Annotated in this window: 13 protein-coding genes and 1 riboswitch; of the genes, 1 reads left to right on the plus strand and 12 read right to left on the minus strand. The window is 43.5% G+C overall.

The features are described from left to right. Window positions 1-50: 50 nt before the first annotated feature. From AC0YOD_RS14530 to AC0YOD_RS14540, 3 genes are all read right to left on the minus strand, one after another. Window positions 51-941, minus strand: coding sequence for a ComF family protein (locus AC0YOD_RS14530; protein ID WP_475800041.1), 891 nt, complete (start codon window positions 939-941; stop codon window positions 51-53). Continuing rightward, on the minus strand, window positions 938-3,085 hold the full coding sequence (locus AC0YOD_RS14535; RefSeq protein ID WP_475800042.1) for an ATP-dependent helicase ComFA: 2,148 nt from the start codon (window positions 3,083-3,085) through the stop codon (window positions 938-940). The genes AC0YOD_RS14530 and AC0YOD_RS14535 overlap by 4 nt, the downstream gene beginning before the upstream one ends. A 120-nt stretch (window positions 3,086-3,205) precedes the next feature. Continuing rightward, complete coding sequence (locus AC0YOD_RS14540; RefSeq protein WP_475800043.1) at window positions 3,206-3,667, minus strand: hypothetical protein; 462 nt, start codon at window positions 3,665-3,667, stop codon at window positions 3,206-3,208. A gap of 265 nt (window positions 3,668-3,932) precedes the next feature. Further along, a riboswitch (cyclic di-GMP riboswitch) is annotated at window positions 3,933-4,016 on the plus strand. A 31-nt stretch (window positions 4,017-4,047) separates the two neighbouring features. Between AC0YOD_RS14540 and AC0YOD_RS14545 the strand changes: the two genes are divergently transcribed. Then, entirely contained in the window at window positions 4,048-5,649 is a 1,602-nt protein-coding gene (locus AC0YOD_RS14545) for a SpaA isopeptide-forming pilin-related protein (RefSeq protein ID WP_475800044.1), read from the plus strand. A gap of 72 nt (window positions 5,650-5,721) precedes the next feature. Here AC0YOD_RS14545 and AC0YOD_RS14550 read toward each other — a convergent pair whose 3' ends face one another. The 9 genes from AC0YOD_RS14550 to AC0YOD_RS14590 all read right to left on the minus strand — a co-directional run bounded on the left by AC0YOD_RS14550 (window position 5,722) and on the right by AC0YOD_RS14590 (window position 22,370). After that, window positions 5,722-6,450 carry a response regulator gene (locus AC0YOD_RS14550; protein WP_102716580.1) on the minus strand — a complete coding sequence of 243 codons (729 nt, stop codon included), beginning with the start codon at window positions 6,448-6,450 and terminating at the stop codon, window positions 5,722-5,724. Between the two features lie 7 nt (window positions 6,451-6,457). After that, window positions 6,458-7,618 (minus strand): sensor histidine kinase, encoded by a 1,161-nt coding sequence (locus AC0YOD_RS14555; RefSeq protein ID WP_475800045.1) that lies wholly within the window; start codon window positions 7,616-7,618, stop codon window positions 6,458-6,460. Between the two features lie 76 nt (window positions 7,619-7,694). Then, window positions 7,695-10,406: a stalk domain-containing protein gene (locus tag AC0YOD_RS14560; RefSeq protein WP_475800046.1), complete on the minus strand. Its 2,712-nt coding sequence runs from the start codon at window positions 10,404-10,406 to the stop codon at window positions 7,695-7,697. Window positions 10,407-10,593: 187 nt separating this feature from the next. Next, window positions 10,594-14,964 carry an Ig-like domain-containing protein gene (locus AC0YOD_RS14565; protein WP_475800047.1) on the minus strand — a complete coding sequence of 1,457 codons (4,371 nt, stop codon included), beginning with the start codon at window positions 14,962-14,964 and terminating at the stop codon, window positions 10,594-10,596. Between the two features lie 189 nt (window positions 14,965-15,153). Beyond that, window positions 15,154-16,368 carry a methionine adenosyltransferase gene (metK, locus tag AC0YOD_RS14570; protein ID WP_475800048.1) on the minus strand — a complete coding sequence of 405 codons (1,215 nt, stop codon included), beginning with the start codon at window positions 16,366-16,368 and terminating at the stop codon, window positions 15,154-15,156. 153 nt (window positions 16,369-16,521) lie between these two features. After that, window positions 16,522-16,800 carry a small, acid-soluble spore protein, alpha/beta type gene (locus tag AC0YOD_RS14575; RefSeq protein WP_475800049.1) on the minus strand — a complete coding sequence of 93 codons (279 nt, stop codon included), beginning with the start codon at window positions 16,798-16,800 and terminating at the stop codon, window positions 16,522-16,524. 112 nt (window positions 16,801-16,912) lie between these two features. Further along, complete coding sequence (locus tag AC0YOD_RS14580; protein WP_475800050.1) at window positions 16,913-17,404, minus strand: hypothetical protein; 492 nt, start codon at window positions 17,402-17,404, stop codon at window positions 16,913-16,915. 76 nt (window positions 17,405-17,480) lie between these two features. After that, window positions 17,481-19,565 carry a hypothetical protein gene (locus AC0YOD_RS14585; protein ID WP_475800051.1) on the minus strand — a complete coding sequence of 695 codons (2,085 nt, stop codon included), beginning with the start codon at window positions 19,563-19,565 and terminating at the stop codon, window positions 17,481-17,483. 261 nt (window positions 19,566-19,826) lie between these two features. Beyond that, window positions 19,827-22,370: an S-layer homology domain-containing protein gene (locus AC0YOD_RS14590; protein ID WP_475800052.1), complete on the minus strand. Its 2,544-nt coding sequence runs from the start codon at window positions 22,368-22,370 to the stop codon at window positions 19,827-19,829. Window positions 22,371-22,826 lie beyond the last annotated feature (456 nt).

Raw genomic sequence — 22,826 nt, forward strand, 5'->3', positions numbered from 1 at the left:
CAAATTTATCACTAGTAATCTATGAATTAGGACTTTTGCTCGATTAGTTCTCAGGAGCGAGCCCATGTTAACAGGCATATTTGCAGCTCCTTCCCTGCCAGCTGGCAGAGTGCCTGTGAACAGGCTTCCCCTGTACTTCCTGTTGTATAAATATCATCAATTAGCAGCACTCTTAGCACACTATCATTTCGTTTTGTTTTCTGAGATTGTTGCTGAACCATTTCCTGAAGCTTGCCAATTTCTAAGAGATTCACCTTAAAAAGCTGCTGTGTATCCCGCATTCGCTGGGATCGCGTTTTAAAGCTTTGCTTCTCCGTATGACGATCTCTGACAAGTAGATTCATGATCGGAATACGATAGTGCTGAGCCACATGGCCTGCAAGCTGCTCCGCCTGATTAAAACCGCGATCAAGTGCTCGTTCTGGGCTAATGGGAACGAATGTAATCGCATCCCAATACGAAGAGATATTTCTGCTCGTATATTTACGAGCGGAAGAAGGTGCATAACGAGTAGAAACCTCAGCAGTCATTCGCTCAAAAGCTGGCAGCAGCATATCACCGAGCAGCGGAGCAAGCTGCTCATTGCCTCGGTATTTGTACTGCGCAAGCAACTCGCGCATGGCTGGATTATAATGAACCGCGCTACGGTTCATTATAAATGAGCGCTGCGGAACGCGTCTGCAGTCATCGCAGCGGATGCCTCGCCCGCATCTGGGACAGATGATGCGGGTAAGCCATGGTATAGCGGAGAGGCAGCCTCCGCAAAGGGATTGTCGAAGCTGGGCTGTCAGCTTCGATTGGTTTGAGGCTGTTGCGCTGCTAGCTTGGATTTGCGATTTGCCGCATAAGAGACATAGGGCAGAGTGTGGGGCGAGCAGCTGCACAGAGCTGGTGAAGGCGGATTGCAACCGCTGAAGCCAGTTGGCGAGTGAGGGACTCATCGAGCTCGTCCTCCTTTATTTGAAGGCAATAAATAGCCATGCTTGCGAGCCATTCGATTCATGGTTTGGATATGGTGCACCGCTGCTACCTGTGATTGATTGCGCTCCTTGCTGCAAAAATACACATTGCCAAATGGATCATCTGCGGAGCGTCCTGCTCTTCCTGCCATTTGAACCAAGGAAGCTTCATCAAATAATCGTCCATCTGCATCCAATATATATACGTCACTTTTGGGGATGGTAACGCCTCTCTCTAATATGGTCGTCGTAACAAGCACCCGTATCTCTCTAGCTCGAAACTGTTGTACCTTCTCTGAGCGTCCAGCATCCTGTGATGAGGTAGCGGCTATGTAAGGATGTCTAAGCACTGCTTGAAGCAATGCAGCCATCGGTTCTGTCTGGACGATTTTTTGAACGAACACAAAAAGCTGAGCGTCCCGCTCCAAGGATTTCTTTAATGCACTCAGCAGAACTGGTGATACCCTTTTCTGCTGGAGCATCTGCTGCACGGTTAATGTTTGCAGCAATCGCGGAACAGGAAGTGGATGCCGATGATAACGTACAGGAACTCTCGCATGAGACAGCTTTCCCTTCCTCGCTGCACGCTGCAGCTCACTTGGAGGAGTCGCTGAGAGAAGTAATCGTGCTGACCCCGGAGCACAGCTTTTATCTGCCGCATAGTGGAGAATTGGATCTCCATGGTAGGGAAAAGCATCAATTTCATCGACTATCACAAGATCAAAGCCTTGATAAAATCGAAGCAGTTGATGGGTCGTGGACAGTGTAATATCCCCGCTCTCCCAGCGCTGCTGGCTTCCGCCGTATAGCGTTACCACTGAAGCCTCGGGAAAAGCCTTCCGAATACGAGGATCCAGCTCAATGACGACATCACGGCGCGGTGTTGCGATTAAAGCTTTGCCTCCTCTTAGCAGTACAGATTCCACAAGCGGAAAAATCATTTCCGTCTTGCCAGCTCCAGTTACCGCCCAAAGTAGAAAATTGCAAATCGATTCCTCCTTCGATTGGTCTGCTTTCAAAACCGGCTTCGCCTTCCCCTCCGCGATCCCCCGCTCCACGAAAACAAGCGCCTTCGCCGCCGCAGCAGCCTGCGCCGGGCTCAGCTTCCACTTCACAAGACGCTGCTCTACCGTCAGCGTCTTCCCAGCCCTACCCGAGCTGCTCCGAACCGTCGCAGCTCCCAAAGCCAAACCCATTCGCTGCCCTCTAACCAGCAGCTCACATTCCCGGCTTCGCCCCATCCCAATGCACGCCGTACAATAGGCGCATTCACGACCGCACGCCGCACAGCTCGTGCGTTGCAGCAACGCCTCCCCGCTCCCGCAGCGCAAACAGCTGCGCTCGCGCCTGCTGCGCCCCAAAACGTTCATCCCCCCGCCATTACCGGCGACGACCGATCCGCTCAGGCGCACACGCCCGAGCAACGAAGCAAGCTGGAGCGCTCCGCTCCAGCCAGCCTCGGCACCGGGCTCCGTCACGCCCTCCAACAGGGCGTGCACTTCGCTCCGCAATAGCGCACGTCCCTGCAGCAGTTCCGCTGCAAGCTTCGCCCCAGCCGCAATCTCCCCCAGCTCCGCATCGCTAAACGTATCATTCAGTCTTCCATGCTTCTCAGTCGCTTGCGCCCTACCTCCAGACTCACCTTTTGAATATTCCATTCCATACATTTCGCCGAACTGTTCATCATCTCTCACCTCCTTTTTCAGATAACCTCCCCTCTGATCCCATCGTTCCACCTTCTCAAGCAAACCGCTCTCCTCGAACCTCCAATCATATTTACTTTCCTTTCGCCACCGCAGCCACCAACGGTTAGTATCCTTCCCAATACCCTCTTGTCCCTCTTTCAAAGCCTTTTCCACACATGCAAACAACTGTGCGAGTTCCTTATACTGTTCTCCTGTTCTGCTAAAGCTAGAACCTTTATTCCACAACTCCACCACTCGACACGCATCACCTAACGGCAAAGCCTCCCTCCACAGCCAGCCTGAAGAAGCTAACCCATTATTCAAATACCCTTCCGAGCCAAAATAACCGCTGAGCCAAAACACCTTATCTACGGCTGGCTCAATGGTCATTTTTGCAATCCAGCACCCCTCATACTGCACAATATAAACATATGCCTTCATTCCCTAACACCCCTTCCCTCAGCATGTATCCCAAATTAGACAAAAAAAAGCACACCAACAACGCTTTATGCGTCATTAAGTGTGCTTCACTTCATGAGTTCTATTGCTGCAGATTATATACTAAAAAGGCATTTTCGACAAATCTTCCGGGTTTTGCAAATCAATCAATACGGCATGGTCGCCATGCGACACAATCCCCTTTGACTGCAGCAGCCACAGCAGCCCTGTTGCATCGTTCGGCATAAATTGAGAACGTTTACTATCTGAATTGTCCGTTTCGGGCTCATCCTTGCTCGGATGTACCTCCAGCGTATCCGCATCTCGAGCCAGCCGCTCAACGATAGCGAGCGTTTCCTCCGATGCTCCGCGGTCAATAATCGTCAAACGAACATCCCTGCCCATCTTACGAGAAAAAGAAAACAGGGAACGCATATACCATTCCATATTTTTTTGACCAACATCAGCGACTAGCACATAGTGTTTACTTTCTTGCAGACGTTTTCTTCTAATACGATATGCCAAATGCACAGACAAAGCTGCCAAAACATAGCAACCGATGACCAAAAGCAGAAGCTCAAACATGGCGACCACCTCCTCTTTGCAACAATATATGCCGCGAAGAGCCCACTGGTTCCGACATTCGTGGACAAGATGACAAATTGTACACAAGCAAAGAATGATCAATTTCCACTCAATAAAACTAGTCAAATTGTGACAAAGAAACACCCTTGAGCATTTTACAGTATATGTTATTATTTTACTACACCATGGCTTCACTTCATTATAGCGTGTCTATTTTCCCTATATACAAGCTCGAGGAATCAGAAAGGGTGGGAATCATTCGATCAATGTTTAGGGAAGCGATGAAGTTTGATCTGTATATGGACACTTGGATCATACGGAGCTAGTAGTGTAACCGGCCCTCTTGGACTTCAATACCTATTCTAAGAGGAGAGTGAGAAATGAGGTTTTTCAAGAAACAAATTTATTTCAGCTTAGCTATGGTATTGCTTCTTTCTTTATCACTGGGATCATTAACTTTTGCTCAAAGCCAAGTGAATGACAACGCCGTGCAAAGTTCATTGCAGAACGTCAATGATAACAGTTGTTCGCAATATTCTTCAGACCCTCAATTTATTACTGCCGGTCATTCTAACATTGTGGACAATGGAAACGGCACCGCTACTGCTACCTTTAGTACAACTAAAGATTGCGTACGAGTCAGCTTTTCTTCCTACGGCTTTCCTAGTGATTGGATACCAACGAGTGGCGGTCAGCCCTATGAGGTTCAAATATACAAGGATGGCGAATCCAACATATACAGTAAATTGGGAACCTACTCCATAACAATCGACATTCCAACTTGTGCACCCTATCAGCTTGATATTTATGCCGGGGATGAACAAAAAAAACTTGGAGTGGGCGGTCATGCCGGTTTCATTAAAGCTTATAAAGTAAAATCGGTTAATGTCTGCAATGGAAAAATCATTATAAATAAAGTACTCAATATTGGTGATAATCAGCCTCATACAGGCATTACTTTTGAGCTTTGGCAAAATAATGTACTCTTCAAAACCGGCGTAACCAATTCGCAAGGCGTTCTTGAATTTCTAGATTTGCCAATCGGAACTTATGTGCTGAAAGAGGTTACGAAGTCAGGCTTTACCACAGATCTGACTGATAACACTGAAATCAATGTTACCAACAATTCAACTCAACTTAAAGTTGTCACGAACTCACCGAAGCTCACTTTACTATCTGCTTGCCTAGAAAGTCCAACCGCGTCTAAAAAGTGGACCATTAAAAACGAGAGCGACGTTGATGTGCCTTACTCTTGGAAGGTTCCAAATACAGTATCAACCGGTAACGGAACTATTTTAGCCGGCTCTACCACTGCACTAACAACGAGTACTGAAGATGCATTGGAAGTTCATTGGGGATCTAACAAGGAAATTACAGCCGTCCATAATGGAGACATCTGTATAGTACCAACACCGACGCCGATTTCTACTCCATCGCCTACTCCGGATACTACACCGACGCCGATTTCTACTCCATCGCCTACTCCGGATACTACACCGACGCCGATTTCTACTCCATCGCCTACTCCGGATATTACACCGACGCCGATTTCTACTCCATCGCCTACTCCGGATACTACACCGACGCCGATTTCTACTCCATCGCCTACTCCGGACACTACACCGACGCCGATTTCTACTCCATCGCCTACTCCGGATACTACACCGACGCCGATTTCTACTCCAAATTCGACACCAACGCCATCAACTTCACCATCTGCTACACCAGTTACTACACCGACGCCGACCAGTTCTTCAACACCGATCCTAACTCCTGAACCTACCCCAGAAGCAACCATTTCCGTTGAAGTTGATGATGAGGACGTACCGATAGGCGGAGTTGTATCTGGAGAGGAAGAAACCGTTCCTTTAGACAAATTGCCTAAGACCGGTGAGACCAGCGCTGTTCCTTACTATCTCCTCGGAACGTTTGCAATTACAACGGGCTTCATCGCTCTTCGCAGACAGAGGCTAAAAAAATAATTTTCGTGTAGCAGCGTCAAGCATACACAAAAGGCCCGTATCCTAGGATACGGGCCTTTGTGATATGTAATGTTACAGTGTAACCCAACCAAACTTTATGGAATGAATAACAGCTTGTGTACGATCATCAACTTCCATCTTCTGAAGGATGCTGCTAACATGGTTTTTAACCGTCTTTTCACTAATAAACAAAAACTCTCCGATTAGCTTGTTGCTTTTTCCTTCAGCCATAAGCCGCAAAACTTCAGCTTCGCGTCGCGTTAATGGGCTTTCATCACCTGCTACAAACTTAACACCCGGTTCTTGAGCCGCCGCGGCACCTGACACAATCCCCATCTCATCCAGGTAAGTCATACGACGAAGCTGATTAATCAGCTTGCCAGTTACTTTGGGATGAATATAGGCATGTCCCTGAACAACAGAGCGTATTGCATTTATAAGCGATTCTGCCTCCATGTCCTTCAGCAAGTAGCCTGTAGCACCTTTGCGAAGTGTTTCAAACACGTAGCTTTCATCATCATGAATGGAAAGAATAATAACTTTTACGTCTGGAAACATATCCTTTAATCTTTCGGTTGTTACTACACCATTCTCGATTGGCATATTAATGTCCATCAGAACAATTTCAGGAATCGTATGATTGCAAAATTCTAATACTTGAATGCCGTCTCCGCACTCTCCAATGACTTCCAGGTCGTCTTCCATATTAAGAATACGCTTGAGGCCTTCGCGAAATAGCTGATGGTCATCGGCAAGTAAAATTTTGATTGTATGGGAACTGCTTGCAGGTCTCTGGATCATCATCATCTTACTCCTTTCTAGATTCGGCAGTAGTAGGTATATCTATTATAATCTTCGTCCCACGTCCGGGATTTGAGTCTATATCCATCCTCCCCTCTATCAGTTCGACCCTCTCTCTCATTCCTACTAATCCAAAATGTTCATTTCGGCTAGCCGCTTCTTCAATGATTTCGCTATTAAAGCCTATTCCATTGTCACTAATTAAGAGCGAGATATGCGAAGGCTGATAGTTGATTTCCAATAATACATGAGTAGCATTCGCATGCTTTAACGCGTTTGAGAAGGCTTCCTGTACCAAGCGGTATATCGCCGCTTCCATAGCAGACGGCATTCTAACCTCTTTGCCGATAAGCTCAAATACAGTGTGTAATTTTGTTTTCTCTTCAAAATCTTGCGTAAACTTGCGAAGTGTAGGGACAAGTCCCAAATCATCTAGCGCCATCGGACGTAAATTAAATATAATTTTACGTATTTCCTCCAGTCCAGATCGAACCTGCCCTTTTAAATCTATTAATTCTTCCTGTACCATTACAAATTCCTGCTTGATTAGCATTCGTTCTGCAATTTCTGTCCGCATGACAATATTGGCAAGTGATTGTGCCGGTCCATCATGAATCTCTCTTGCGATTCGTTTGCGTTCTTCTTCTTGCGCCAAAATAATTTTCAGCCCTAAAAGCTGTCGGGTCTTGGCAGATTCTACAATTCGGGTCACTTGGTTTAGATCCCCTGCTAAATATTCAAGTACAACATTTATTTGCGAAGCAATGGTTTCAGCGCGTTCTATGGAGTTCTCAACATTACGGACGCGTTTTTGCAAATCATCTCGCCGCGTTTTTAAATAAGACTCTTTCTCACGGTAAACGGTGTGATCCAGCTGAATTTGGGTAGCTTTCTCATATGCCGTTTTAATATCTTCTTCTTTGTACTTAACGAAATCTCGACTGACTTCCGTTAAGCGAATACGCGCGCGACGATAGTCTCGCTCAAGCTCATCCACTTTTTCAATGGTTTTTCTTGTCTCTTGAAGCACAATCTCAAGCTCCTGCTCAAGCAGCTCCAGCTCCGAGCGCGCGGATTCACAGATTTCATAGATTTGATATTTGCTGTCTTCCATCACTTCAGTTGCGTTTTTTATTATTCGGTTTATATCGACTGTTAGATGGTCCACAATAGCTCGGCAACCTTTCTCTATTTAAAGGTTTATCTGTTCTATCATACCAAGATTTGTTATGTTTCGTCTATCGTTATTGGATGATAATCTTTTTCGTTTTACCGTCATAACCTACCGTTAAACCTAGCTTCTCTGAGAACAATCGAACGGGAATCAATGTTCTATCATTACGAATAATCGGCGATAAATCAGAGGCTTGAAGAACACCATTTAGATTGTATTCTTTCTTGCCTATCGTCATTTCCATCATTTTATTCCCACGAAGGACAATAATTTTTCCTGTTTGACCATTAAACATAAGATTCAAGCCCATTTTGTCTGCTACAAATCGAACGGGTACATAGGTCGTTCCATTCAATACTAGCGGCGCTGAGTCCAATGTTACCGCTTTGCCGTTTACTACTGCAGCTGTTTTTCCTACAGTCATCTCTACCTTTGAAGCTGGAGGAACAGTCGCTGACGGCGGATAGTTCAGCTTTATATTATCCAGTCCGATTGATCCCGAATAGGTACGCTCATCCTGTCCTTCTGCAATCGTTACAACGTAGATGCGTTTCAGCTTAACCGGAAATTTCATGCCTGCTGATGATAAATTGACTTTGACATTTTTCCAGCCTGTCCAATCCAGTTGCTTCGCTAGATCAAGCATATATGCTTTTCCATCAGCGTCGATAAATTCAGCACGGACCCAATTCAAGCTGTTATCACTGTATAGATCAACGTTCATAGCAGTTGGCGAACCCTCAATAGCGAGCCCAGTTGAATTAAACACTGCGTAAGATGCTTTAGTTCCTGTACCATTGGTGAAGTCATAATCAATCTTTAAAGCTTTTGGAGAGGCTTGACCTGGCAGATCAGAAACCAAATTGACAGCTCCAGTGGTTGTTGTCGGCGTTACCTGTGAGGTAATCGCGTAGGTTGATTTCTCAAAATCCTCAAGCGTCTTAACTGTTTCTCCCTTTGTGAAAGGAATCATAGTCGAGAACCCATCATATCGTGCAATGGCGTATCCAGTCGTAGTACCGGCATTTACTGATTGTACAGTCAAGGTACCGCCCTTTTGTGTAGCTTTGAAGCCGACAAATTCCCATTTAACAAGGTCTCCGCTAAGTTTATAGCTTTTGCCATTCTTGAGTTTTGCCGTAAGCGGAACAGATACCGTTGCACCCGCTGCAAGCTCTCCTGCTGCCGTATCAATCGTTAATGATGCTATTTGATCTTGGCCGATCACTTCAATGTTATAGGCAGTCGAGATTGAGCCTGATTTCACGCTAATAGATGTTTTGCCAGCTTTCGTAGCGGTAAATTCATTTCCTTGCATCGTTCCAAGCGGACTAGCAACCTTCCATACAGCTGAACCGTTTCCTACTTCCATCGGATTATAGTATGTATCATAACCTTTAAGAGAATAGGATGCTTTTTGACCGATGAGCATCACATTCTCACCACTAACCGTAATACCTTTTAAAGCGCCCTGCGGTGCAGATGTGAATACACCAATACTATTCGCGATACTTCGTTGCGTTGTTCCATACTGGGTAGGATGTGACAACTGTAGTGAAAAGCTTCCAAGCGGACGTTCGATCATTGTAGTCGAACCGCCTCCATCAAGATTAACGCCTTTGTATACGCCAAGCTTCAGCATAATTTGCTGTAACTCTTTTAAATTAACACCTGTGTTGTTGTCGCTTCTCTCACTCGTAATCAGATAAACCTTTGTGCCATCCTTAGAATAGCCAACTGCCGAACGAGACGTATAGGACGAACCGCTTACCCCTGTAATATCACGCGAGAACGCTGCTGCTGCGCCCCCGTCTACGAGCAACGTATGTCCGCCCGCCATCATTTGAAAGGCAGCAGGATCAACTTTTGCACCCGTCGTTTGCGAGACGAGAGAGTAGTTCGCTGTGATAGGTTGTCCGATTTGCAAATGCTCCTTCACATAAAGAGCCGCTTTGCCATGCGTCCGCAAAATATAACCGTCGGCAGGTATTGCTCCAGCAATGGGTTGGTCGATCGAGATTTCTTCAATAACTCCGTTGCGTACTAGTACTTCTGTAGGTGTTGTGCCGGAATTTTTTGGACGCTCGCCTCCTCCCCAAGCACTTGTATAGATATACATCATATTAACGTGACTATAATTGGTGCCTGTTGTTTCAGGGACATAAGCCGATTGATTCAAACCTGCTAGAGAAAAGGTAGAACCATCTGCTGCTGTCACCATACCATCAAATGTATAGTTATCGATCATCGGCTTTTTGTCCTTCGAGATAGAAAAAGCGAACATGCCTTTCAAGCTTGCTGGGCTAGACATGAAAATGCCATTTGACACTTGACCGCCAAGCGGAGCTCCCTCATTCCCCATAACGAATACATCCGCATTGATTGCAGCTACAGCCCCATTTTCTTTGGACATATTAAGCGTTGTATTCAACTGACCAATACTATTATTTTTACCGCTCATCGCGTTTAAGGATACATAGGGATTGGTTAAATCAATTTCAATAACATGGACATCAGTCTGTACCTTTGCATTTCCTCTTGTCGTATGCCATACATAGTCAAGTCTCTTAGCACCCGAGGTTACAATGGACTCTTGTGAAAGTTTAAGAACTGGATCACTTACGGCTGCTGCCTCTGCTCTATCAATGACTGCCGTGCTCCAGCCGACTGGTAACAGGGATGATACAGGTTGTATGAGTAATGCACTGCCCAACATGATGACAATGACTCTTTTTCCTATGATTTCCGACTTCTGCCCGATGATGCTCTGATTCTTACGCATTATTTTAGCAACTCTCCCATTCTGCAATCTAATCTATTAGTAATAGACTACAATAATGTGGAAAAGTTACGAGTGATAGCATATTCTTATAATCCTCATAATTATGAAAGATATTATTTATTTACTATAGTGGGCATAATAGCTCCATCCACGCATAGAAACAGTGGATGGAGCTATATTTTTCCTGCTATACAGTCAAAAACTTAACTTTTTGCAATAAACGCATAAGCATTACTGTTCCTTCTGCGCGAGTTGCATTGGTTAATGGGCTAATGGTATTAGCTGTTTTGCCATTCATGACTCCAATGTAGACAACCTTAGCTACATCTGTTTGAGCCCATGTACCGATTTTTGACCGATCCGTATACTTTTGCAGGTAGGATGCTGTCGATTGCGGCAATTCAACCGTTAATCCCGCAAACTTCGCAGCTCTAATGAGCATCGATGCCATTTCCTGTCTTGTAATCGGATTGTTAGGCTTAAATGTTCCGTCGGTATTTCCGCCTACAATGCCTGCTGCTGATGCTGCGCCAATATAGGCTGCCATTGCCGTGCTTGTATTTACATCCTTATATTTGGCCGCTGAGGATTTATCTCCGCTCAAACCAAGCCCCTTTGCAATGTATGTCGCAAACTCGCCTCTCGTAATTGGTTTTTCCGGCTCAAACTTTGACGTCGTTCGACCTTCCACAATAAACTTGCGGGCTAAGGAATTGATAGATACAGCTGCCCAGTGCGTAGTTACATCCGTAAAGGTCTTAGAGTTTTTAATGAGTGCATAGGAACCATTGCCTTTACGCATAAAAGTAGCTGTTGTTTTACCGTTGCTTGTTGTGAGCACTGTCGGTACGTAGGATAACGCACCTGTTGACGGATCAAACCACACCACTGTTGTTCCTTTGAAATCTGCAGTTTGGTAAGTTTGAATCGTGCGGGAAACATAACCGCTAAAGTCATTAAAAGATTTCTGAATAGATCCATATACAGCTGTGACATCAAAATAATAAGGTCCTGCTAACAGCTGTGAGCTCGAGCTGTTGATCTTTGTGCTTAAGCTGCTCGTTAGTGTGGATAGCCCTTGATCGATTCGAATAATGAGTTGTCCTCCGGAGCTGTTGCCGCCGAGCAAAGCACTTAATTTCAAGTAATCTGTTGCATTCAGTTTCAGCTCATAGCTGGCATCGCCATATTGAACTGCAAACACGGAATTCGTATTTAAGCGATAAGCAGCTTCCAACGTGCTTATAGAAATGGCTACTATAGCAGCCCGTTCTGTGCTAGGTACTTTGAAAGTAACACGTGGACTTGTCATCCCCGATGAGCGAGCTGTCTGGAATGCTGTAAGAACCTTTTCGCTCGTTACGGTATAACGATTAGCTTGAACGCCAGCTGGAGTTACGTCTGTGACTGAGGTTGCAGCTGTCGTCTTTAGAGCTATGCCTCCGCCGTCAGCAGCTTCATAATCCCCTGTTAAGCTGTCTAGCAATGTTGTCTGATTAGCTACACTTACATTTGAAAAACTATTAATCGTTGTACCATTTATGGTACGAAGTCCGTAGGTTGAAGAAGTATAGGTAATAGCTATGCTCTCCCCAACTGCAACTGGCGCTGTTAAGGTTAAGATTACAGATGTACCGCTTATTTCTACATTCGATACGGATTTCGAATCATTGCCTCTTACGAGAAATTGAACAATGGAGGGCACATAGCTGCTATAGAGCGTGTCTCCGAAGGTTAAGGTTAGCTTATTTCCTTTTACTATAGCCCCATAGATGTTGCTATTTCCCCCGCCAATGCTTCCTCCACCTCCAGAACTCATATTGTTGAAGGATGGTGCAGCATTGCCCGCAAGATCAGTAACTAAGGTTACAGATGCTAAGTAAGACACGGATACCACCTGCCCTGCTGTTACAGAAGATGCTAACAACAATAGTACCGAATCACCAGAGATTTGAACCCCAATAATTCCTCTTGTAATATTATCGGCCACAACGCTGTATTGTCCGATTGTAGGCACATTCGATGGATTTAAAGCTTTGTTATATTTTAATGTAACGACTGCTCCGCTAGCCGTAATAGATTGTAAGCTCGGTGTTGCAGTGTCTGGAGCACTGTATAAGTTATAGTTTTCAAAGGCAGTTAAATAATTACCAGCCTTGTCTCGAACCTGATAGCTTCCAGGTGTATACGCAACTGATACCGTTTGATAGTTTTGAATCGTTCCATTTACCGTAAGCAGTATGCTGCTGCCCGTGCTGGATATAGAAGTGGTTCTGTAGTTCACCCCGCCTACATTCACACTAAATTGTAAATATGCATAGCTGTTAACCGGCATTAGCTCTTTATTAAACGTTAATGTGATGGCACTGCCCGAGACGGCGCCACTCAAAATAACAGGTGGATTAACATCTTGTGCACCGGTTACTTCTAGATTATTAAAGCTTGCTGCTTCATTGCCTGAGAGGTCTTGAATGAGTCCTATAGCAGCTTTAGAATAGGAGAGTCTTACAAGCTGTCCTGACACAATGGGAGCTGATAACGTCAAAATAACAGCCTCTCCTTTGATCTGAACACCCGTCACTGCACGCGGTGCTCCATTGACCGTTACATAGAAGCTTCCTGCTGATGGGATCGAAGATGCTTTTAATTCTTCGTTATAATTAATCGTAATCGTTGAACCGCTCCATGCCAGCTTGCTTGTTATTGGCGCAGTGCGATCTGAACCTATCGTTTGAAACATCCATTGATATTCATTGAGGATGCCGGCAAATGAATTGTCAGCTAGATCAGTCACGGCACTTGCGTCAATATAGATGTAGTAATTCGTATTCTCAGCAAATGGTGTAGTCGGCGTAATATTAATTTTATGATTATCACGACTGTCTACCGAAAAGCTTGCTGGAATCGATTGTCCATCTTTTGATGGGATAAAAGTAATCGAACCTGTACTCTTCTTAACCGGCTCACTAAAAGTCGCAGTGAATTTTTGATTCAATTCAACAGCAGTTGCATTATTTACAGGATCCAATACCGTAAGCGTTGGTCGCTCTGTATCTTGTGAAACAGTGAATGACCATTGGTTAGAAGCAGAGATACCCGCATAATAATTGCCTGCTGCATCCCGAATAGCTCTGTTTCCGATTGTTACATAATATTTCATATTATTAACGAAGGCTTTTTCCGCTTCACCAACAATTGCTTTATTTGGATCAATTGTAATTTGGTAGCTCCCGCCGCCAGTTACTCTCTCTGATGTAATCGGAATGGAACGAAACAATGATCCGGTAGAAAGCTCCCGTACTTCAATCGCTCCGCTGCTAGGAAATACAGGCTCATTAAATGTAATCTGCAAAAGTGAATTCAGATTGTTAATAGTCCCATTGGATCCTGGATATACAGCAGTTGCAAGAGGTGGAATCGTTTCATAGCCGGGGTCTGTACTGAAGTTCCAGACAGAGGCTCCTGAAATGCCGTGATACCACTTATCGCCATTTGGATCAAGCTGTGTGAATGCACCGGCATCAATTAATATGTAGTAAGCGGTATTGGCTTCTAAATTGCTGCTGGGCGTAATTCGCACTTCTTCATTTGTAACGACAACACGCCAAGACTGTGCATCGAAACGCTCAAATGTTGTATTATTGCTTACTCTTCTTATTTCAATATATTTACCTGGACGCGCTTGGACCTTTTTATCAAATGTAATGGTTAGTGCTGAATTTACAGGAACCGAAGTCGCATTATCTGTTGGAGAGAATGCCGTAGCATTAACAGGTGCTATATCGGTTGTAAAACTCCACGTTGTTCCGGCATATAGATTGCCTGCAGCATCTTGGAATGCCGTGTTTGGAACCACTACGGTATACGTTGTTTTAGGCTGAAGCGCAGCGGGAGGCTGAATGATAATTTTATTCGTACCGCTGCCTCTAACTGAACTTGAAGTAACAGGGATCGTTCTGTTATCCTCCGTTGAATTCAATTGAATGCTCCCGCTAGCTACATAAACGGGTTCATCAAATGTGATTGTAATAGGAGTCGTAACACCAATTGGAGCGTAAACCGGCTGTACATCCGTATGTAAAGGACTTTTCGTATCTACTTCAGCTACAGTACGGAAATTCCAGCTGGTTGCACTATTGATACCTGCATAACCCGCACCATTCGATGTGTTTAGGAAAGCCCCTGCATCAATAAGTACATAATAGCTCGTATTTAAAGAAAATGGCTGTGTAGGATCAATGGTGACCGTGCGCTGGGAAGAATCTATGGATATGCGACTAGAGGACATACTAATACTTTCCACCAAATTACTCGTTGCATACTCATAAATGGAAATTGAGGTAGAGCTTGAGCCTTTCACAATGTTTTCGTCAAAGGTCATTTTTAGATCTGCCGTTTGCGGCACATTAATAAGATCGTCTGCCGGGCTTAAACTTAATACTAACGGACCGGCTTGGGCAGCATTAGCTCGCTGTGGTCCCGCTGGCCAACTAGATAAGCTCAATTGCAGCAATAGCATGATGGCGATGAATAAAGACAGCTTGCTCGTACGATTCATTTCTATTCACTCCTCAAAAATTACACTCGTACCTTATTTGTCGGTTTGTGGGAATGATTTATTTAGATTAAACGGTATTTTATCTCCTTGCATACCAAAAAAAGCTGACCATCAAGCAGAAATTCTGCTTAACGATCAGCTTTATATGCCCAGATTAGGCGTTGTTATAATCGAATTGGAAAGAGCAGCTTATACGGCGCTTTCTACGCCTGCTTCTGCTTTCAGCTTATCTGCTTTGTCAACGCGCTCCCAAGGAAGATCAACATCTGTACGGCCGAAATGACCATAAGCAGCTGTTTGTCTGTAAATTGGACGACGAAGGTCAAGCATTTTGATAATACCTGCAGGACGAAGGTCAAAGTTGTTTGTGATTAGCTCAACGAGCTTATCTTCACCAATTTTGCCTGTTCCATAAGTATCCACGCTGATGGATACCGGTTGAGCTACACCAATTGCATAAGCCAATTGGATTTCGCATTTGTCTGCAAGTCCTGCAGCGACGATGTTCTTCGCTACATAACGAGCAGCATATGCTGCTGAACGGTCAACCTTTGTAGGATCCTTGCCGGAGAATGCGCCGCCGCCATGACGAGCGTAGCCGCCATACGTATCAACGATAATTTTACGGCCAGTCAAGCCCGCATCACCTTGAGGTCCGCCGATAACGAAACGGCCTGTAGGGTTAATGAAATATTTTGTTTCCTCATCAAGCCATTCCACAGGAACCACTGGCTTAATAACATGCTCTAGAATATCTGCTTGAATTTGCTCAAGTGTGATTTCTTCAGCATGCTGTGTGGATACAACAATCGTGTCAACGCGAACAGGTTTACCGTCTGCGTACTCAATTGTTACTTGTGTTTTGCCGTCAGGACGAAGGTAAGGAAGTGTTTCATTCTTACGTACTTCAGCCAAGCGACGAGCGATACGGTGCGACAAAGCAATTGGAAGAGGCATTAGCTCAGGTGTTTCGTTTGTAGCAAAACCAAACATAAGACCTTGGTCACCTGCGCCGATATCTTCATTCTCTTGCTTCATGTCTTTACCATCACGTGTTTCAAGCGCTGCATTAACGCCTTGAGCGATATCTGCAGACTGCTCATTGAGAGATGTCAAAACAGCACATGTGCTGGAGTCAAAGCCATATTTGGCACGAGTATAACCAATTTCTTTAATTGTGCGACGAGCAATAGCAGAGATATCAACATAATCTGCGCGACTGCTAATTTCACCAATTACCAAAACAAGACCTGTTGCTACAGAAACTTCACATGCGACACGCGCATAGGGATCTGCTTCCAAAAATGCATCTAAGACTGCATCAGATATTTGATCACAAATTTTATCGGGATGACCTTCTGTAACTGATTCCGATGTAAACAAGTGGCGTCCTTTGACCGACATCCGTATCAACCTCCTATAACCTAAAAATAAATGCTTGGACTCTACATAAAAAATGAACCTTTTCCCATAGGAAAAGGTTGTTTGACAACTCTTCTAAAACAGTATGATACCGAAAATGTCGCTTACTGTCAATGGACGCCGGTAATTGTAAAATTATTGGTATCCGCCAAGAACAGATTCTGCTTGAGCAATTAGCCGTCTTGTAATTTCTCCGCCTACCGAGCCTGCTTGGCGGGTTGACAGAGACGACCAGTGAACGCTGTGACCGCCGCCAGAGCCCGATGACGCTCCGAGTTCACCGGCAAATTCCGTGTCCGCTCCGAAGCCTTCATAGCCGCCTGACGTTAATCCAAATTCAGCAGCAATTTCATACTTAAGACTATTTAGCGCCGCCTTGCTTGTCGGTACTATAACTTTATTCGAACGACTCATAAAATGACACCTCCAAATGATGTTGGAACACAAATATATTGTGTATCCAAAAGCATCATTTGAAGCGTATAATCTATTGTCAATTCGGGTAAATTATAGGCAACAATCCAGCTTATTGAATGGAATATTTTCCGATTACCAATACGGTCAAGCCATTCTTCTGTGCAGGGTCTGGCAAAATGCCTCGGCCCTCACGAGGAAATAGCAGTAAATGATTCGTAGGAATAGCCTTGCCTTTAACTAAATCAGTACCGCCAGTTAAATCAGCAATTCCGCTCGCATCAGAACTATAAGCAATCGCTTTGCCTACACGCACGATAACCTCAGTGCCTTGACCAGCCATCAGAGTCTGGCCTGGTAGTACGTTTACTACTTCAAGCGCAGCGCTTGAACCAGCACCCGTTCCGCCTCCTGTGGAGCCTCCTCCGTTCAGTGCAGCAAGCTTCTCGTCTACATAGCTCTTCGTTACGACCGGGTCTTCAACAGAGCCCGGGGTCAGCGCATTTGATTCTGCTTCTAGTGGAGAAGCAAAGTTCACGCCGGCCCACACGCCTGCTCCAACTAATACAACCGCGGCTAAAACTCGTAATCCTTGTTTTTTCACTTGATAGTCTCTCCTCTCAAACTCGCATCTCTTATAAAGATACTAGATTTAAAGAGGAGACACCAGTTTTTTGGTATTATTTTTTATCTTCAAGCCAGTTCACATAATTTGACCACTTAATATCTACGGATGCAAGCTTCTTCTTGTTGCCATCTAGCAACTCATAGAGATTGAGCGTGTAATCATCAAATACGGATACATCCGACATATCTTTTTTCACTTGCGAGAAGTTATTGCCCAATTTCCAAAGCGTACCTGCATCGGTTTTTGTTTCAAGATCGATTGTATGTGTAAAGATAACCTCGTTTGTTGCTTCTTTCTCCAACGCAATCATTAATTTGTTAGATTTGAAGTCATCGTAGCTGCGATCTTTTGTTACAGCTGCGCCCATATCAATAGCAAGATTATTTTCAAACATGTAAGCAGTGAAATAAGACATATCAATCGAATAAGGACCTACTTTAATTTGTTTGAAGCTTGATAGATCCGTTTTCTCAGCAGGAAGCTCAAGTTGCACAGCGCGTAGATAGCCTTTTGCAGTTCCTTCGCCTTTGAGCATTCCATTGTCATCAAAAGCTTCGCCAATCATCAGCTTCATACCTTCTCTATTCACATAAGGAGGAAGATCTGCATAAACGAGCACTTGTTCTTTATTAGTTGGTTTGATCGTTTTGTTGGCTTTCACCACTTTAGCTTCATAATAATTGCCTTCTACGGTCTTAAAGTAAGCTACCCAGATTGGCAAAATATTATTTCTCGTTTGCGTATTTGTAACATCTACATAGACTGCAAACAAATCGGTTTCTTCACCTTTATAGCTAGCTACGTTATTTATTACCGCAGTAAATTTGGAGCCAACATTAGAAGGTGTATACACTTGGCCTGCTTTAAATACAGGCATTGCAGTGATGGCGGATTTCGTCAATTCTGCCAATGTAGTAACATCTTCTCCCGTTCCTTTATTTAATTGAAGCTTAAATTTTTTCCATGTATAGTTAGCAGGTATTTCACCAATAAAATTAATGACTGTCGAAGTCCCTGGCGCAAGTCCAATTTCATCGACACCATTTAATTGTTTGGAAGATAATGTGATATTATCATCAACAATAAACTGTCCGTTTAAGGTAGGCAATGGCAGGTATACTGATTCTTTGTTGTAGATAACCATTTCCGCAATAACCTGATCCTTCGTTCCCCATGGCGATCTTTGAACATTTTTCAATTCAACATCATACGTACCAAAATCATTGGTAAACGTTGTTGCTGCTGTACCTGTGGAAACAGTAGAAAGCTTAAATGGTATATCAAAAGTTGCAACAGGAAGCTCTATTTTGCTTGTTTCCGATCCTGCATTGTTTGTAATCACAAGCTTCCACCCAGTAGTTGCGAGCGTTGACGGTATACTGCCTGTCAAACGTACCGCGTTCAATACAGCCGGCTCTAAGAGCAGTGTTTCATCTGTTTTATTTTTTAAATTCAACTTATATAATCCAGCTGATGTTTGCACATAATAGTTGTAGGTTGGTAAGGCTACGCCAAACTGACTCGTATTGCGCGCTACATAGCTCAGGTTGAAGTCATAATTTTTATCTTTTTTCGTTACATTAATTTTATCTACTCTTACATTAATACTAGAATTGTTAATTTGAATTTTTTTAAAGCCGCCTGCTTTTATAAAGTTAGTATAACCCTTAGGGAAGGTATACTTCGCTACAGAGCGTTCATAGCCAGCAACAGAAAAATCAAATTTGATAATATTAACCACCAATTGATCAAGCGTCATCTTAGCTCCAACTTGGCTGTAAAAGGTTAGCGTTGCTGAAGATTTGGGAGCAATTCTTTTCTTAGCTTGATCTAATAGAGTAAGTGTATATTTGGTTCCTCCAGTAGAATTCAAACGAGCCCAATAATCATTAAGAACAAGGTCTTTGCTGTCACCATTATAAAAAGTGAAAGTAAAGCTTGCTGTTGCTCCACTGGAGCTTGGAATGATGTTGGCGTCAATTAATTGAACGTATGATGCCCCGCTTATGTACACTTTCTTGTTTACAGCATCTGCTGTCGTGCTAGCTGCAAAGCTAACCGGTATTGCACTTAGCATTACGATTAAAGCGACGAAAGTAGATAAAAATACGGATGCTTTTCTAAAGCTGTGTCGCATGGAAATAATCACTCCTATTTTTTTAGCGTTTGATAATTAGACGCAAGTAACCTGGTAATAGTTTCACTTTTATCTAAATTGCTTCAAGAGAAATCATCAATCAATAGAAAAGTATAATGAGGAGGCCTCCTAACCTACCGAAAGTAATGCTTTCTTCTATATGTAAGTATAGCGATATTATGTGAACAGCATATGAACAAAAAAAAGAGCCGTCGATAAACGACGGCTCTCTTCTTTGTATCGCTTAGGAACTAATGGTTATTAGTTCTTTTTAACGATTACCAATGCAGCTTCGTTGAAAGTGCCACCGATTGAAGTGTCACCATTAATTACGGAAACTGTGTAAGAATTTGCAGTATCTTCTTTAGCACCAACGATGTCAGCGAAGTTACCAACGCTAGCTACGTTAGTAGCAGAGATGTAGAATACTTGAGTGTTGCCAGTTACGATGTAGTTAGCAGCACCGATTGCGAATGTGTTGTTGTTGCTGTTAGTTACAACTGCTGAACCAGCAGAAGTAGCAGAAGCTGTTACAGAAGCAACATCATATACCGCGTTAGTTGTAACAGTGTCAGTCAATTTCACCAATTGGTTAGCTGATGTACCGATTGCATTGTAAGCAGCTTGGCTAATTGGGAATTCTTTTGTTTCACCTTTAACGTTCAATTTAACGGAGTAAGTTGTAGTACCTGTAGTACCAAGAGTAGCTTGTTTCTCTACCAACAAACCAGTAATTGCAGGCATAGTTGTGCTTACAGCCTCGTTATCAGTGATCAAAACGATGTAAGAAGCTTTAAGTGATCCATAAACTCTAACTACGTCAGCTTTAGTGATATCAGCAATTGTTCCAGCTGAAACTTTATCATTAGCAAGATCAGTAGCATTCACTACCACTGTTGCGCTGTCGTATTGAACCGTTGTGTAAGTTGCGCCTGTTACAGTAGTCAATGTAGTAGCAGTTTTGCTGTCAACTACAGTGTTAGCACCAGGGTTAGCTACAGCAGTTACGTTAGAAATTTTACCATCAGTGTAAACGAAAGTTACCAGGTTTTGAGCAACGAGTTGTGCAGCGTATGCTGGAGTTTCGTTAGCAGTTGTATCTGGGTTGTCTCTTGGAACAAGAACTGTTTGAACAGCTTTGTCTTTCACTGAGTAGTAAGTGATTTTTTGTTTGTAAGCAAGAATACCGTCTTCGATAGTTGTTACATTTTCAGCTTTAATGATGAAAGCATCATTAGAGTTAGCACCAACAGTCGGAGCAGAAGCATCTGCTACTTTACCATCTTTGTTAAGAAGAAGCGTGTAGCTGTTGTTTACAGTCAATGGAGCTACGTTAGCAAGCAATTGGTATTGGTTGCCATCGATTGTGTAAACTGCAGTACCGTTAGTTGTTGTTTGACCAACTACTTTACCAGTTACAGCTTTGCGAGTAGCTTCAATTTTGATAGCGCCTGCAGAGTTTGAAGCGTAGCTTACGATATCGTTAGCAAGAAGATCGCCAACTTTAGAAGCAACACCGTTAATTGTTACAGAAGCAGTTTCAGGAACAGTTACTGTTGCAGCTGAAACGTTAGCACTGCGATCGATATCAACGTTCAAGCGAGCTGCACGGTAATCCGTTTTAGCATCAACGCCAGTTACACGAACGTCTGATTGATTCCATTTAGTTGCTTTAACGAAACGAACAGCGCCGTCTTTGTTAAGGAAGTATTCAACTTCGTCGTCAACTGCCAATGTAGCATTAGCGTCGCCGTTTACATAAGAAAGAACAGCATCAGTTGCAGAGTATTGTTTAGTTACTAGCTCAGTACCAACTTTAACAGTTAGGTAAGTGCTGTTAGCAACAGTTTGTGCTACTGATTTAGTACCTTTAACAACTTTAGCAGCTGCTTGGTTGTCAGAGATTACTACGATTTTGCCGCCTTTAACGATGTAAGAAACTTCGTGACCGAAAAGATCAGCCAATTTTTTGCCGCCAGTAACAATTAGATCGTCGCTAACAGTAACGCCTGTAGCAAGACCAGAAATGTTAAGGTTTTTGTTTGTGTCAGCAGCAGTTGCAAGCAGAACGCCTGTTGCAGGAGCGCCGATTTTACCTACAAGTGGATCGCCCAATACTTCAGCGCCAGTTGTAGCATTGTAAGTTACAGTTTTTTGACTAATAGTAGCAGAAGTCAATTGTGCAACTGTACCACGAAGTGCATTTTTACCTACATCAACAGTAGAAACGTTAGCGAACAATTTCAGTTCGTCAGCTTTGATTAGGTAGTTGTATGGCCAAGCGCCAGACAGGTTAGCTTCTTTGTATCCAAGAACGCGAAGCAAGATTGCTACGACTTCTTCGAATTTAACATTGTCGCTAGGACGGAATTTACCGTTGTAACCAACGATGTATCCTTTTTGTGCTGCAGCGTTGATATAACCTGAATACCAAACGTTTGTTTTAACATCAGAGAAAGATGGTTTAACACTTTGCAAGATGTTAGCAGCTGATTCATTACCGGATGCGATGATAGCCATTTTTGCTACTTCAGCACGAGTAATTGCGTTACCAGGTTTGAAAGTACCATCCTCGTAACCACTGATTACTCCTAGTGCTACTAGTTCTTCTACTGCCGATTGCTCAGGCTTGCCTGCTACATCGGAAGGTGTTGCTGCAAATGCTGTAAGAGATGTTGGAAGTACTAGCGCGGACGCCAATACAAGAGTTGCTATTTTTTTCTTCATAACCTTTATTTCTCCTCCTCTAAATACCTTCGGTTGTTGAGAGTTTTCTTTAACTAATGAATTGCTCTTTTCCCTCATAGCCGATTCACCCCCTTTCCAGAGTTGAGCATGGATTTAATATAAATGATGTCTACGAGCATGATAAACCCTTTGTAAGATCATGTCGCAGAAACTTGTAAACGGTGTATGTAAAATGCTAGAGTTGCTCCGCCACTATAATATTATACAATGGGCTACCCCTACCGTAAAGAGGAACTTGTGAATTCATTCCAATTCATTGGAAAAAGAGTAGGACTAGAGCAGCATTTTACTCTTTTGTAACATTGTCATGTATTTAAACGCACAGCAAACTAAAAAGTTGCGATGTTTTGAAAAAACTTTTGTTTTTTTAAAAATAAGTTCTTAAACGCTAATTTATGTAAGGCATAGCATCCTAGGCGGACTCCTAGTAGCTTGTTCTTCTATAAAGCTAGTATAGCTTGTTTTGAATCAGCAAGTATATACGTAAGTTTTACCATGGATAATGTTTCACAT

Source organism: Paenibacillus sp. J31P13 (assembly GCF_056269295.1).

What these genes read in the sequence shown, in the direction of transcription:
- AC0YOD_RS14575 (WP_475800049.1), bottom strand. Translation starts at nt 16,800, where the DNA reads ATGAGTCGTTCGAATAAAGTTATAGTACCGACAAGCAAGGCGGCGCTA.
- AC0YOD_RS14550 (WP_102716580.1), bottom strand. Translation starts at nt 6,450, where the DNA reads ATGATCCAGAGACCTGCAAGCAGTTCCCATACAATCAAAATTTTACTT.
- AC0YOD_RS14585 (WP_475800051.1), bottom strand. Translation starts at nt 19,565, where the DNA reads ATGCGACACAGCTTTAGAAAAGCATCCGTATTTTTATCTACTTTCGTC.
- AC0YOD_RS14535 (WP_475800042.1), bottom strand. Translation starts at nt 3,085, where the DNA reads ATGAAGGCATATGTTTATATTGTGCAGTATGAGGGGTGCTGGATTGCA.
- AC0YOD_RS14545 (WP_475800044.1), top strand. Translation starts at nt 4,048, where the DNA reads ATGAGGTTTTTCAAGAAACAAATTTATTTCAGCTTAGCTATGGTATTG.
- metK (WP_475800048.1), bottom strand. Translation starts at nt 16,368, where the DNA reads ATGTCGGTCAAAGGACGCCACTTGTTTACATCGGAATCAGTTACAGAA.
- AC0YOD_RS14565 (WP_475800047.1), bottom strand. Translation starts at nt 14,964, where the DNA reads ATGAATCGTACGAGCAAGCTGTCTTTATTCATCGCCATCATGCTATTG.
- AC0YOD_RS14560 (WP_475800046.1), bottom strand. Translation starts at nt 10,406, where the DNA reads ATGCGTAAGAATCAGAGCATCATCGGGCAGAAGTCGGAAATCATAGGA.
- AC0YOD_RS14540 (WP_475800043.1), bottom strand. Translation starts at nt 3,667, where the DNA reads ATGTTTGAGCTTCTGCTTTTGGTCATCGGTTGCTATGTTTTGGCAGCT.
- AC0YOD_RS14530 (WP_475800041.1), bottom strand. Translation starts at nt 941, where the DNA reads ATGAGTCCCTCACTCGCCAACTGGCTTCAGCGGTTGCAATCCGCCTTC.
- AC0YOD_RS14590 (WP_475800052.1), bottom strand. Translation starts at nt 22,370, where the DNA reads ATGAGGGAAAAGAGCAATTCATTAGTTAAAGAAAACTCTCAACAACCG.